The following is a 13,109-nucleotide window of genomic DNA, read 5'->3' as shown; positions in this document are numbered from 1 at the left end:
AGTATCGCCGACGGGTACGGCAGCGGCCCTCCACGGGGACGACAAGGGCGGCCCCGGATGCTCCGGGGCCGCCCTTTCACGGCTTCACGCGCGCGTGTGCGTCACTTCTTGCTGCTGTAGTTCGGCGCCTCGACCGTCATCTGGATGTCGTGCGGGTGGCTCTCCTTCAGGCCCGCCGAGGTGATCCGCACGAACCGGCCGTTCGTCTGAAGGTCCGGGACGGTCCTGCCGCCGACGTAGAACATCGACTGGCGCAGACCGCCGACCAGCTGGTGGACGACGGAGGACAGCGGACCGCGGTAGGGCACCTGGCCCTCGATGCCCTCGGGGATCAGCTGCTCGTCGGAGGCGACACCCTCCTGGAAGTAGCGGTCCTTGGAGAAGGACTTGCGCTCGCCGCGGGTCTGCATGGCGGCGAGGGAGCCCATGCCGCGGTACGACTTGAACTGCTTGCCGTTGATGAACAGCAGCTCGCCCGGGGACTCCTCGCAGCCCGCGAGCAGCGAGCCGAGCATCACCGTGTCGGCGCCCGCGACCAGGGCCTTGGCGATGTCGCCGGAGTACTGCAGACCGCCGTCGCCGATCACCGGGACACCGGCGTCCTTGGCGGCGAGCGCGGCCTCGTAGATGGCGGTGACCTGCGGGACGCCGACACCGGCGACCACGCGGGTCGTGCAGATGGAACCGGGGCCGACACCGACCTTGATGCCGTCGGCGCCCGCGTCGACCAGGGCCTGGGCGCCGTCGCGCGTGGCCACGTTGCCGCCGATGACGTCGACGCCGGAGGAGTTCGACTTGATCTTGGCGATCATGTCGCCGACCAGGCGGGAGTGGCCGTGCGCGGTGTCCACGACGATGAAGTCGACACCGTTCTCGATCAGGGCCTGGGCGCGCTCGAAGGAGTCACCGGCCACACCGACCGCCGCACCGACCAGCAGCCGGCCGTCGGCATCCTTGGCGGCACTCGGGTACTTCTCCGCCTTGACGAAGTCCTTGACCGTGATCAGGCCCTTGAGGACGCCCGCGCCGTCGACCAGCGGCAGCTTCTCGATCTTGTGCTTGCGCAGCAGCTCCATGGCCTCGGCGCCGGAGATGCCGACCTTGCCGGTGACCAGCGGCATCGGGGTCATGACCTCGTGCACGCGGCGGCTTCGGTCGCTCTCGAAGGCCATGTCGCGGTTGGTGACGATGCCGAGGAGCTTCTTGTCCCCGTCGGTCACCGGGACGCCGCTGATGCGGAACTTGGCGCACAGCGCGTCGGCCTCGGCGAGCGTGGCCTCCGGGTGGATGGTGATGGGGTCCGTGACCATGCCGGACTCGGAGCGCTTCACCAGGTCGACCTGGTTGGCCTGGTCCTCGATGGAGAGGTTGCGGTGCAGGACGCCGACGCCGCCCTGGCGGGCCATCGCGATCGCCATGCGGGACTCGGTCACCTTGTCCATGGCCGCGGACAGCAGCGGGATGTTGACCCGCACGTTCTTGGAGACGTACGAGGCGGTGTCGATCTCGTCGGGTGCCATGTCCGACGCGCCCGGCAGCAGCAGCACGTCGTCGTAGGTCAGCCCGAGTGTCGCGAATTTACCGGGCACTCCGTCGACGTTGGCAGTCATGACACCTTCCCCAAATGGCCTTGATCGGTGCGGATGTCCATGCTAACGGGAAGTATCGCTAGCAAATTCCACGGTCCCGGGTGACTTCAGGCTTCGTATGTTCGTACGGAACCGCGGGGACGGTTGTTCAGGTGAGGGCGGCGTGGAAGGTACCGGCGCGGGCCGATGCGGGCCCGGCACCGCCGATTTGCGCCGTCGTGGCTGTTCCCCGCCGTGGCGGGACGTGCTTCACCTACTGCTCGGCGAGGGCCCTGAGGCGGCTCAGCGCCCTGTGCTGGGCGACCCGGACCGCTCCTGGTGACATTCCCAACATCTGCCCCGTCTCCTCCGCGGTCAAGCCCACGGCGATGCGCAGCAGAAGCAGTTCGCGCTGGTTCTCGGGGAGGTTGGCCAGCAGCTTCTTGGCCCACTCGGCATCGCTGCTGAGCAGGGCGCGCTCCTCGGGGCCGAGGGAATCGTCGGGGCGCTCCGGCATCTCGTCCGAGGGGACGGCCGTGGAGCCCGGGTGGCGCATCGCGGCCCGCTGGAGGTCGGCGACCTTGTGCGAGGCGATGGCGAAGACGAAGGCTTCGAAGGGACGGCCGGTGTCGCGGTAGCGCGGCAGGGCGAGGAGGACCGCCACACAGACCTCCTGGGCGAGGTCCTCGACGAAGTGGCGCGCGTCGCCGGGCAGCCGGGACAGCCGGGTGCGGCAGTAGCGCAGCGCCAAGGGGTGGACATGGGCGAGCAGGTCATGCGTGGCCTGCTCATCTCCGTCCACCGCACGATGCACGAGCGCACCGATCGCCCCGTGGGCCGTGCCCGCCTCGTCGTCGCGCATCGGTCCATGGTGCCTTGTGCCCATACGGTCCGTCGCATCGTGCTCGTGGTTGTGCACTGAAGCGTTATGAGCAGGCGCGCCGGCACTCATCTCCTGCGCCCTCCCCTTCCGCTCGACCGACTCGTCCCCGAGAGACTCCACACCTCAAGGATGCGGCATCCGCCGCGAAACGAGCAGCGGGCGTCCGGCAGGCCGTCTTGCACATCCGCGACGAGCACCCCCACGCCCCCGTCTCCCCTCCCCCGCCACACCCCGAGAGCCCCGCCGACACGCCGAGCGGGACTCGGCGGCGACGGCACAGGGCCCGAAGGGGGCCATGTGGTGGGTTCGTCCCAACGAGTGGACCTTGAATCAGCAGTCCGCGCGGGCGCCCAGGGACTCCGAGCGGGAGGGACGCACCACGTGCGCCGGACGGCCGAGCGGCCCCACGCCCCGCGGCGCCCGCGGTCCGCCCGCCCCCGCCTGCACCCGGGCAGGCGGGGATCCCGGGGTGACGGACAGCAGCCCCGGTGCGGCGCACCTGCTACCGGACCAGTCCCCAGCGGAAACCGAGCGCCACCGCGTGGGCCCGGTCCGAGGCGCCGAGCTTCTTGAAGAGGCGGCGGGCGTGCGTCTTGACGGTGTCCTCGGAGAGGAACAGCTCGCGGCCGATCTCGGCGTTGGAACGGCCGTGGCTCATGCCCTCCAGCACCTGGATCTCACGCGCGGTGAGGGTGGGCGCCGCGCCCATCTCGGCCGAGCGGAGGCGGCGCGGGGCCAGGCGCCAGGTCGGGTCGGCGAGGGCCTGCGTCACGGTGGCGCGCAGCTCCGCACGCGAGGCGTCCTTGTGCAGGTAGCCCCGGGCGCCCGCGGCGACCGCGAGGGCCACGCCGTCGAGGTCCTCGGCGACGGTGAGCATGATGATGCGCGCGCCCGGGTCGGCGGACAGCAGCCGGCGCACGGTCTCGACGCCGCCCAGGCCGGGCATGCGCACGTCCATCAGGATGAGGTCGGAGCGGTCGGCGCCCCAGCGGCGGAGGACTTCCTCGCCGTTGGCCGCCGTCGTCACGCGCTCGACGCCGGGCACGGTCGCGACCGCGCGGCGGAGCGCCTCTCGGGCAAGCGGGGAGTCGTCGCAGACGAGGACGGATGTCATGACCGCCCTCCCCAGCTGATGCGCGTCACCTTGAGCCTCCAGGCTGGTACGGAATCGTCACCTGTGCGGTCGACCGTCTCGGACGCCTGCCCGAGCGCTTGTGTTTTCAACCGCCTCCGCACTCTCAACGACGGTCACTCGAAAGAGTTACGGGGCTGCGTGCCGTCTTCGGCACTCTACGTGAGGGCGCCGACACGGTGCAGACATGCCCGACGGACCCTCAACTTTTCATCACAACCAATGCCCCATTTAGCCGTTTTTGCTCCCGTTTCCCAGTGTCTGGAGCTAGATTCGCAATGAGTCATATTTTCATCTCCTTAGACCGGAGATGTACGGTCGTTGGCACCGTATCCGCCCAGAACGGCTACAAGGGGTCACGTAATGGCAGATTTCTCCCGCCTTCCCGGACCGAACGCAGACCTGTGGGACTGGCAGCTCCTGGCTGCCTGCCGTGGGGTCGACAGCTCGCTCTTCTTCCATCCGGAGGGTGAGCGCGGGGCGGCTCGGAGCGCACGTGAGAACTCGGCCAAAGAGGTCTGCATGAGGTGCCCGGTCCGCGCGGAGTGCGCGGCGCACGCGCTGGCGGTGCGCGAGCCGTACGGCGTCTGGGGCGGCCTGACCGAGGACGAGCGCGAAGAGCTGATGGGACGGGCGCGCAACCGCCTGGTGTCGGCATCCACCACCGGCGGGGGCACCGCCCCGAACGCCTGAAGGAACGTTTCTGCAATCAATCCCGGGCACGCACGCGCATGCATCGGCTCCTGTCGACGGCCCCTAGGCCCGTACCCCTGCCGACGGTCCCTGTGCGCGCCCGGCCGCCCGGGCGAGTTGCTCCAGCGTCGCCGCGACCGCCGGCACCTGCGCCAGGTCGGGCAGAGTAAGGGCGACGATCTGCCGCCGCACGAGCGGTTCCAGCGCCACCGTGCGTACTCCTCTGGGCCGCACCGACTCCACGGCGAGCTGCGGCAGCACCGCCACGCCGAGACCCGCGCCCACCAGGCCGACCACTGCCGGATAGTCGTCGGTGGCGAAGTCGATACGGGGCGTGAAGCCGGCGCTCTCGCACACCTCCACCAGCTGGCCGCGGCAGCGCGGGCAGCCCGCGATCCAGGGCTCCTGGGCCAGCTCCCCGATACCGACGGACTGCGCACGCGCGAGCGGATGCCGTTCGGGCACGAGCGCGACCAGCCGGTCCGTCAGCAGGGGCCGCACGACGAGGTCGTCCCACTCCTCGGCGGCGGGCGCATCCTCGTAGCGGAAGGCCAGCGCGAGGTCGCAGTCGCCCTCGCGCAGCAGTTCGACGGACTTCGGGGGCTCGGCCTCCTCCAGGGAGACGCGGGTGCCCGGGTGCGCGGCGCGCAGGGCGGCCAGGGCGGTCGGGACCAGGGTCGAGCTGCCACTGGGGAAGGAGACCAGACGCACCCGGCCGGCTCTGAGGCCTGCGATGGCGGCGACCTCCTCCTCGGCCGCGGTCAGGCCCGCGAGGATCCCGGAGGCGTGCCGGACGAGGGCCTCGCCGGCCTGGGTCAGACGCATCTCACGGCCGCTGCGCACCAGCAGCGGGGTGCCGACCGAGGCCTCCAGGGCCTTCATCTGCTGGCTGACGGCGGGCTGGGTGCAGCCCAGTTCACGCCCCGCCGCCGAGAAGGAGCCGGTGGTGGCGACGGCACGCAGGACGCGGAGATGACGGGCCTCGATCACCCTTTGAGTATAAGCCTGGCTTGGATGCGGCGCCCAATTCCGCGTCGACACTTTGGGATGCGGTCCCGTACCGTGCTGTCATGAAGCTTCTCTCGGTCAACGTGGGCCGTCCGCAGCCGGTGCCGTACACGGACCAGGCGCAGGGCGTGACGGGCATCGACAAGCGGCCGGTCGAGGGGCCGGTGCGGGTGGCGGCTCCCGGCCCCAAGGGGGTCGGGGCGAGCGGGATCGCCGGTGACGCAGTGTGCGACCTGCGCCACCACGGCGGCGACGAGCAGGCGGTGTACGCCTTCGCGCGCGAGGACCTCGACGACTGGGAGCGCGAGCTGGGCCGATCGTTGGCCAACGGTTGCTTCGGCGAGAACCTCACGACGGAGGGACTGGACGTGTCCGGGGCGCTGGTCGGCGAGCGCTGGCGGATCGGCTCCGAGGTGGTCCTGGAGGTGACCTCGGGGCGGATCCCGTGCCGTACGTTCCAGGGCCATTTGGGCGAGCGGGGCTGGGTGAAGAGATTCACCCGGAAGGGCGCGACCGGGGCCTATCTGAGAGTGATCGAACCGGGTGAGATCCGGGCGGGCGATCCGGTCGAGATCGTGCACCGTCCGGACCACGGTGTGACGGCGGCGATGCAGTTCCGTGCGGTGACCACCGAGCGCGAGCTGCTGCCGCGGCTGCTCGCCGCGGGCGGGGCGCTGCACAGCGAGGCGCTGGCCGCGGCGCGCAAGTACGTCGCCGGCCAGCCCCGCTGAGGAGCCGTCACCGGCCGGCGGACGGACAGCGGACGCTGTCCGTCCGGGTCACTACCCTTGGGCCATGACAACGGCTCTGATTACGGGATCGACCGCGGGAATCGGCGCCGCGTTCGCGCGGCGGCTGGCGGCTGACGGGCATGACCTGGTCCTCGTGGCGCGGGACACCAAACGGCTGCGCGAGCAGGCGACCGAGCTGCACGACCGGCACGGCGTCGAGGCGGAGGTGCTGAGCGCCGACCTGTCCGAGGACAAGGGCATCGAGACGGTCGCCGACCGGCTCGGCGACCGGAAGAATCCGGTCGACCTGCTGATCAACAACGCGGGTTTCGGCAACAAGGGCCGCTATCTCGAAGTGTCCATGGCCGACGAGCTGAAGATGCTCAAGGTGCACTGCGAGGCGGTGCTCCGGCTGACGACTGCGGCGGCCGAGGCGATGCGCGAGCGTGGGCGCGGCGGAGTGGTGAACGTGGCATCGGTGGCGGCCTTCGTACCCCGGGGCACCTACGGCGCCTCGAAGGCGTGGGTCGTGCAGTTCACCCAGGGCGCGGCCAAGGACATGGCGGGCAGCGGGGTGCGGCTGATGGCGCTGTGTCCCGGCTTCGTGCGCACCGAGTTCCACCAGCGCGCCGGGATGGGCACGGACAACATCCCCGGCTGGATGTGGCTGGACGCGGACAAGCTGGTCGCGGCGGCTCTGGCGGACCTCGCGCGCGGGAAGACCCTGTCCGTCCCGGACCCCCGGTACAAGGCGCTGATGGGTCTGGTGAAGGTCACCCCGCGCGGGTTGATGGGCGGAATCAGCTCGCGGACGGGGCGCAAGTACGGGCCCCAGTAGGACGGGTGGCGCCCGCGTTCCGGTGGGAAAATGGGTCTGACGGATCCGGACCCAGGGGGCCGGGAGGCGGCGCCATGACGTTCGTACAGCTCATCGACTGCAGGACCAGCCGGCTCGACGACATGAACCGGCTGATGGACGAGTGGGTCGAGAAGACCAAGGGGAAGAGGACGGCGACGCACGCGGTGGTCGGCACGGACCGCTCGGACGCGACGCATGTCATCGAGATCGTGGAGTTCCCGTCGTACGAGGAGGCGATGCGGAACTCGAACCTGCCGGAGACCGACACGATCTTCCGGGAGATGCTCGCCCTGTGCGACGAGATGCCGACGTTCACGGACCTGGACGTGGTGCGCGACGAGCCGTTGCAGGCGGCCACGGCCCGGAGGTTCTTCGACACGATCGCGGTTCAGGGGCCGTTGCCGCCGCTGAACGACCTGCTCGCCGAGAACTACCACGACCACGATCCGGCCAACGAGCAGGACACCCTCGGGCTGGACAACATGCGCCGTGAGATCGAGATGTGGCGCAACGCCTTCGACTTCTCCTTCGGCATCGGGGACCAGATCACCCAGGGGGACCGGGTGTGCACCCGGTGGACCTGGACCGGCATCCAGACCGGCGAGTTCATGGGCCTGCCCAACACCGGCCGCCAGGTGTCGATGACCGGGACGACCATCTTCCGCTTCAACGCCGGCGGCAAGCTCCGCGAGGGCTGGTGGCAGTACGACCGGCTCGGGCTGCTCGGGCAGTTGGGGGCGCTGGACGCGCTGGAGAACTAGAGGCCGCACAGCACACCCCGGCCGACAGGGCGAAGGCCCGGCACCCCCAGGGGGGTGCCGGGCCTCAGTGCACCTCGGTGCCGAGGTGCGTCACTGCCGGGGTGCGTCAGTGGGCGTGGCCGTGACCGTGGCCGTGGCCCGCCTCGGCCGGCTCCTCTTCCTTCTTCTCGACGACCAGGGTCTCGGTCGTGAGCAGCAGGGAGGCGATGGAGGCGGCGTTCTCCAGGGCGGAGCGGGTGACCTTGACCGGGTCGATGACGCCGGCCTTGACCAGGTCGCCGTACTCGCCGGTGGCGGCGTTGTAGCCGTTGCCCTTCTCCAGCTCGGCCACCTTGGAGACGATGACGTAGCCCTCGAGGCCGGCGTTCTCGGCGATCCAGCGCAGCGGCTCGACGGCGGCGCGGCGGACGACCGAGACACCCGTGGCCTCGTCGCCGGCCTTGCCGAGGTTGCCCTCCAGGACCTTGACAGCGTGGACCAGGGCGGAGCCACCACCGGAGACGATGCCCTCCTCGACCGCGGCGCGGGTCGCGGAGATGGCGTCCTCCAGACGGTGCTTCTTCTCCTTCAGCTCCACCTCGGTGGCGGCGCCGACCTTGATCACGCACACGCCGCCGGCCAGCTTCGCGAGGCGCTCCTGGAGCTTCTCGCGGTCCCAGTCGGAGTCGGTGTTCTCGATCTCGGCCTTGATCTGGGCGACGCGGCCGTGCACGTCCTCGGTCTTGCCGGCGCCGTCGACGATGGTCGTGTCGTCCTTGGTGACCGTCACGCGGCGGGCGGAGCCCAGAACGTCCAGGCCGACCTGGTCGACCTTGAGGCCGACCTCCTCGGAGATGACCGTGGCGCCGGTGAGGACGGCCATGTCCTGCAGCATCGCCTTGCGGCGGTCGCCGAAGCCGGGGGCCTTGACCGCGACCGCGTTGAAGGTGCCGCGGATCTTGTTGACGACCAGGGTCGACAGGGCCTCGCCCTCGACGTCCTCGGCGATGATCAGCAGCGGCTTGGAGCCCGCCTGAATGACCTTCTCCAGCAGCGGCAGCAGGTCGGCGATGGAGCCGATCTTGCCCTGGTGGATCAGGATGTACGGGTCGTCGAGGACGGCCTCCATGCGCTCCTGGTCCGTGACGAAGTACGGCGACAGGTAGCCCTTGTCGAAGGCCATGCCCTCGGTGAAGTCCAGCTCCAGACCGAAGGTGTTGGACTCCTCGACGGTGATGACACCGTCCTTGCCGACCTTGTCCATGGCCTCGGCGATCAGCTCGCCGACCTGCTGGTCCTGGGCGGACAGCGCGGCGACGGCGGCGATGTCGGACTTCTCGTCGATCGGGCGGGCCGAGGCGAGCAGGTCGTCGGAGACGGCCTTGACCGCGGCGTCGATGCCCTTCTTCAGGGCGGCCGGGGAGGCACCGGCGGCGACGTTCTTCAGGCCCTCGCGAACGAGCGCCTGGGCCAGCACGGTGGCGGTGGTGGTGCCGTCACCAGCGATGTCGTTGGTCTTGGTCGCCACCTCCTTCACCAGCTGGGCACCGAGGTTCTCGTACGGGTCCTCGATCTCGACCTCGCGGGCGATCGTGACACCGTCGTTGGTGATGGTGGGGGCGCCGAACTTCTTGTCGATGACGACGTTGCGGCCCTTGGGGCCGATCGTCACCTTCACCGTGTCGGCCAGCTTGTTGACGCCGCGCTCGAGGGCGCGACGGGCGTCCTCGTCGAACTTCAGGATCTTCGCCATGACAGCGGGAGCCCTCTCGGAAATCTGTGGGTGAAAAAAGAACTGCGCCCCGGCGCCCGGCTTCTCAGATGATCGCGGGGGCCAGGGGCGCAGCTTCAAGCGGAATGCTTGAGGTGATTACTTCTCGATGATCGCGAGCACGTCGCGAGCCGAGAGGACGAGGTACTCGTCGCCGTTGTACTTCACCTCGGTGCCGCCGTACTTGCTGTACAGGACGACGTCGCCGACCTTGACGTCGAGCGGCAGACGCTCGCCGTTCTCGAAGCGACCCGGACCCACGGCGAGGACGGCGCCCTCCTGGGGCTTCTCCTTCGCGGTGTCCGGGATGACCAGGCCAGAAGCGGTGGTCTGCTCGGCGTCGAGCGGCTGGACCACGATGCGGTCCTCGAGCGGCTTGATGGCAACCTTGGAGCTGGTGGTCGTCACGATCCGACCTCCCCCTTCGGAGATCTCACGGGGTTAACTGTCTGAGGTGGCGACCAGGTGGATCCGTCGTCGCGGGTGCCGGACCTGCCCGTCGCGTTTGTTGGCACTCTCCAGGGGGGAGTGCCAGAGCCGAGACTATGACCGCGATTAGCACTCGGTCAAGCGGAGTGCCAATGCCGTGCGGCGCGTCGGCCGAGATCCCGGGTTCCCGGAGGTTCCTGGAGGTTCCTGGTGACCGGTAAGGAGCCGCTACAGGTAGTCCTCCAGGCGGCCCACCGTCAGGCCTCTCGCCTGGACACGGCGCAGCAGGCGTCTCGTGCGTTCCTTGAGGGTGGGGCCGGTGGCCTCGTCGGGGCCGACGAGGACGATGTCGCCCGGGTTCAGGTGCCCGGCGCCGCGCACGTAGGTGATGCCGTCGGGGGTCATGGCGGCGCGCCACAGCACGAGCACGGCGATGCCGCAGTCGGCGGCCGCGCGCAGGGTGCTGGTGTCGAAGGTGCCGTAGGGCGGGCGGAAGAGGCGGGGGCGGATGCCGAAGCGGGACTTGAGTTTGTCCTGCTGGCCGCAGATCTCGGCGCGCTGGCCGGCGTACGGCAGGCCGGGCAGCGCCGGGTGGTGGAGGGTGTGGTTCTCGATGTCGGCGCCGACCGCGCGCAGACGGGCGAAGTGGCCGTACCCGGGGCCCACGACGCTGTCGGTGAGGAAGAAGCTGACCGGCAGCCTCAGTTCGCGGACCATGTCGACGAACCGGGGGTCCCGTTCGGCGCCGTCGTCGTAGGTGAGGAAGACCACCTTGTCGGTGGTTCTGATGTGGTCCACGACCCGTGGGCGGGAGGGATCCGCCCCGTGGGCCGTCAGGAGGCGGACCGGGGGGCTGGGCGGGGCGGCGAGGGGGGCGGTCAGGCCCCAGCGGCGGTACGCCTCCCCGGTGGCCGGGCTCGACGGACGGACCCCCTGCGCGGCCTTCTTGCCCAGGCGTTCGATGGGGTCGACGGACTGGGCGCAGCCGGCGAGGAGCAGGGCCGGTGCGAGGACGGCGGCCAGCACGGCCCGCACCTCTCGCGAACGGCCCCGCCCCCCGCGCCTCACAGGTAGTCCTCCAGGCGGGCCACGGCGTAGCCCTCGCGCGTGACCTTGTTCAGGAACCTGCGCATGTCGTCGACCATCGTGCCGTCCCAGTCGTCGCGGCCGCGGAAGTGGGTGAGCACGATGTCGCCGGGGTGCAGACTGCGGTCCCAGTCGCGGTACTCCCAGTGGTCGACGAAGACCTCCTCGTCCCAGATCGGCGCGTACTTGATCCCGCAGGCCTTGGCGGCGCGCAGGGTGTCGCCGTTGTAGTTGCCGTAGGGCGGGCGGAAGACGGTGGGCGCCTTGCCGAACTGTTTCTTCATGATGGTCTGCATGCCGCAGATCTCGTTCTTCTGCTCCTCGTAGGACAGGCCGGGCAGATACGGGTGGGTGAGGGTGTGGTTGTTGAGGGTGTGCCCCTCGGCCTGCATCCGGCGGAAGTAGCCGTAGTCGTCCTTGACGAGGTAGTTGCTGAGGAAGGCCGTGTAGGGGATCTTCAGGTCGCTCATCATGCGCAGGAAGTTCGGGTCCTTCTCGTGGCCGTCGTCGATGGTCAGGAAGACGACCTTCTGCTTGGTGGGGACGGTGGTGAAGACCGGAGGCAGGTTCTCCTCCTCCTGGCCGTCCACCTCGAAGCCGTCGCGGGGGGCGATCTCCGGCTTCCTGGCCGGCGGGGCCGGGGGCGCCAGCGGCACCCGGTCCAGCCTCCAGTGCTGGGCGGCGGCGACCAGTCGGGCGTGTTCGGCGGCTCGGCGGGCCCGCGGGTCCAGGGCCTGGGCTCCGCCGTGCCCGGGTGCACGGGCGGGGGCGGGGGCGCCGGCGTCCGCGCCGGGGGCGGCGCAGCCGGAGGCGAGGGCGACGGAGGCCAGCGCGGCCACCCCACAGCGAAGGGCGACCGTCCGGAGCCGTGCCCGAGATTTGTCATTTTGTACTACTAGTCGCATAGCGCCGGATCTTCCCAGGCCCGGGACCCGAACCCGGTCCGACAGGCCGCCGGAGGCGCAGCATCCACCGACTGGCCCACAATGAGCCGGTGAACGACCTCGCCCCCCTCCTCACCCCCGAAGGCCGCGCCCTCCTCGACGAGGTGCGTGACACCGACCCCGCGCAGGAGCTGGCCGTCGCCACCCGGCTGCGCCGCGACCACCCCGCCGAGCTGGTGTCGGCAGCACTCGGGCAGGCCCGGCTGCGACAGCGGGCGGCGGCCAAGTTCGGGGAGACGGACGCCCGGCGGATGTTCTTCACGCCGAACGGGGTCGAGCAGTCGACACGGGCGAGCGTCGCCGCGTACCGGGCGGGCCGGATGAAGGAGCTGGGGGTGACCTCGGTCGCCGATCTGTGCTGCGGGGTCGGCGGCGACGCGATCGCGCTGGCGCGGGCCGGGATCCGGGTGCTGGCCGTGGACCGGGACCCGCTGACGGCGTCCGCGGCGCGGGCGAACGCCGAGGCGCTGGGGCTCGGCGAGCTGATCGAGGTGCGCGAGGCGGACGTCACCGAGGTGAGCACGCAGGGGTACGACGCCGTGTTCGTGGACCCGGCCCGGAGAGGGGGGCGCGGGCGGATCTTCGACCCCGAGGCCTACTCGCCGCCCCTGTCCTGGGCGGTCGCCACGGCCCTCGCGGCCCCCCGCGCGGCCCTGAAGATCGCCCCCGGCGTCCCCCACGAGGCGATCCCCGCCGAGGCCGAGGCCGAGTGGATCTCGGACGGCGGGGACGTGAAGGAGGCGGTGCTGTGGTTCGGCACCGAGCCGGGCCTGGTCCGGGCCACCCTGCTGCCGGGACCGCGCACCCTGCGCTCCCGGGGCCTGCCGGATCCCCGTGTCCGGCCCGTGGGGCGGTACTTGTACGAGCCCGACGGCGCCGTCATCCGCGCCCATCTGGTCGCGGAGGCGGCCGACGAGGTCGGCGGCGGCCTCGTCGACGAGACCATCGCCTACGTCACGGCCGACGAACTGCGCCCCACGCCCTGGGCGTCCGCCTACGAGATCACCGATCAACTCCACTTCAGCGTCAAGAAGTTGAAGGCCCTGCTGCGGGAGCGGGAGGTCGGCACACTGACCGTGAAGAAGCGGGGGTCGGCGGTGGAGCCGGAGGAACTGCGCAGGAAGGTCAAACCGCAGGGGCCCCATGCGGCGACCGTGTTCCTCACCCGGGTCGCGGGGGCACCGACCATGCTGATCGGGGGCCCCGCGCAGCCCGCGGCCGCCGGCGGACCGCCCGAGGCCGCCGGCGGACCGTCCTGAGCGAGG

The 13,109-nt window shown here is 70.6% G+C and carries 13 protein-coding genes; 5 read left to right on the top strand and 8 right to left on the bottom strand.

Annotated elements, in window-relative coordinates; all coding sequences use genetic code 11:
* Positions 1–101: 101 nt before the first annotated feature.
* From guaB to AB0H32_RS15425, 3 genes are all read right to left on the bottom strand, one after another.
* Entirely contained in the window at positions 102–1,610 is a 1,509-nt protein-coding gene (gene guaB, locus AB0H32_RS15435; protein ID WP_361119647.1) for an IMP dehydrogenase, read from the bottom strand.
* Between the two features lie 232 nt (positions 1,611–1,842).
* Positions 1,843–2,430 carry a sigma-70 family RNA polymerase sigma factor gene (locus AB0H32_RS15430; RefSeq protein ID WP_030641278.1) on the bottom strand — a complete coding sequence of 196 codons (588 nt, stop codon included), beginning with the start codon at positions 2,428–2,430 and terminating at the stop codon, positions 1,843–1,845.
* A gap of 523 nt (positions 2,431–2,953) precedes the next feature.
* Positions 2,954–3,565, bottom strand: coding sequence for a response regulator transcription factor (locus AB0H32_RS15425; protein ID WP_003948568.1), 612 nt, complete (start codon positions 3,563–3,565; stop codon positions 2,954–2,956).
* A 381-nt stretch (positions 3,566–3,946) separates the two neighbouring features.
* On the opposite strand from AB0H32_RS15425, the gene AB0H32_RS15420 reads away from it, so the two are divergent.
* Positions 3,947–4,276, top strand: a complete 330-nt coding sequence (locus AB0H32_RS15420; protein ID WP_361119645.1) for a WhiB family transcriptional regulator — start codon at positions 3,947–3,949, stop codon at positions 4,274–4,276.
* Between the two features lie 63 nt (positions 4,277–4,339).
* On the opposite strand, the gene AB0H32_RS15415 is transcribed toward AB0H32_RS15420, so the two are convergent.
* Positions 4,340–5,266, bottom strand: a complete 927-nt coding sequence (locus AB0H32_RS15415) for a LysR family transcriptional regulator (protein ID WP_361119643.1) — start codon at positions 5,264–5,266, stop codon at positions 4,340–4,342.
* 80 nt (positions 5,267–5,346) lie between these two features.
* Between AB0H32_RS15415 and AB0H32_RS15410 the strand changes: the two genes are divergently transcribed.
* From AB0H32_RS15410 to AB0H32_RS15400, 3 genes are all read left to right on the top strand, one after another.
* Entirely contained in the window at positions 5,347–6,015 is a 669-nt protein-coding gene (locus tag AB0H32_RS15410) for an MOSC domain-containing protein (RefSeq protein ID WP_361119641.1), read from the top strand.
* A 64-nt stretch (positions 6,016–6,079) separates the two neighbouring features.
* Positions 6,080–6,853: an SDR family oxidoreductase gene (locus tag AB0H32_RS15405; RefSeq protein WP_361119639.1), complete on the top strand. Its 774-nt coding sequence runs from the start codon at positions 6,080–6,082 to the stop codon at positions 6,851–6,853.
* A 74-nt stretch (positions 6,854–6,927) separates the two neighbouring features.
* The gene (locus tag AB0H32_RS15400; protein ID WP_361119637.1) at positions 6,928–7,635 is read left to right on the top strand and encodes an ester cyclase; all 708 of its coding nucleotides are present in this window, start codon (positions 6,928–6,930) and stop codon (positions 7,633–7,635) included.
* A 106-nt stretch (positions 7,636–7,741) separates the two neighbouring features.
* On the opposite strand, the gene groL is transcribed toward AB0H32_RS15400, so the two are convergent.
* From groL to AB0H32_RS15380, 4 genes are all read right to left on the bottom strand, one after another.
* The gene (gene groL, locus AB0H32_RS15395; protein ID WP_361119635.1) at positions 7,742–9,367 is read right to left on the bottom strand and encodes a chaperonin GroEL; all 1,626 of its coding nucleotides are present in this window, start codon (positions 9,365–9,367) and stop codon (positions 7,742–7,744) included.
* 117 nt (positions 9,368–9,484) lie between these two features.
* On the bottom strand, positions 9,485–9,793 hold the full coding sequence (groES, locus tag AB0H32_RS15390) for a co-chaperone GroES (RefSeq protein WP_066995800.1): 309 nt from the start codon (positions 9,791–9,793) through the stop codon (positions 9,485–9,487).
* Between the two features lie 249 nt (positions 9,794–10,042).
* On the bottom strand, positions 10,043–10,837 hold the full coding sequence (locus AB0H32_RS15385) for a polysaccharide deacetylase family protein (RefSeq protein ID WP_361119671.1): 795 nt from the start codon (positions 10,835–10,837) through the stop codon (positions 10,043–10,045).
* Between the two features lie 41 nt (positions 10,838–10,878).
* A complete protein-coding gene (locus AB0H32_RS15380; RefSeq protein ID WP_361119633.1) occupies positions 10,879–11,805 on the bottom strand; it encodes a polysaccharide deacetylase family protein in 927 nt (308 codons plus the stop codon).
* An 89-nt stretch (positions 11,806–11,894) separates the two neighbouring features.
* Here AB0H32_RS15380 and AB0H32_RS15375 point away from each other — a divergent pair, with 89 nt between their 5' ends.
* Entirely contained in the window at positions 11,895–13,103 is a 1,209-nt protein-coding gene (locus AB0H32_RS15375; RefSeq protein ID WP_361119631.1) for a class I SAM-dependent methyltransferase, read from the top strand.
* The last annotated feature ends 6 nt before the right edge of the window (positions 13,104–13,109 follow it).

It is taken from the genome of Streptomyces sp. NPDC020362 (assembly GCF_040642095.1).
GTDB lineage: Bacteria > Actinomycetota > Actinomycetes > Streptomycetales > Streptomycetaceae > Streptomyces.
Note: the sequence above shows the minus strand (reverse complement) of the source record. Positions and strands in the feature narration are given on the sequence as shown.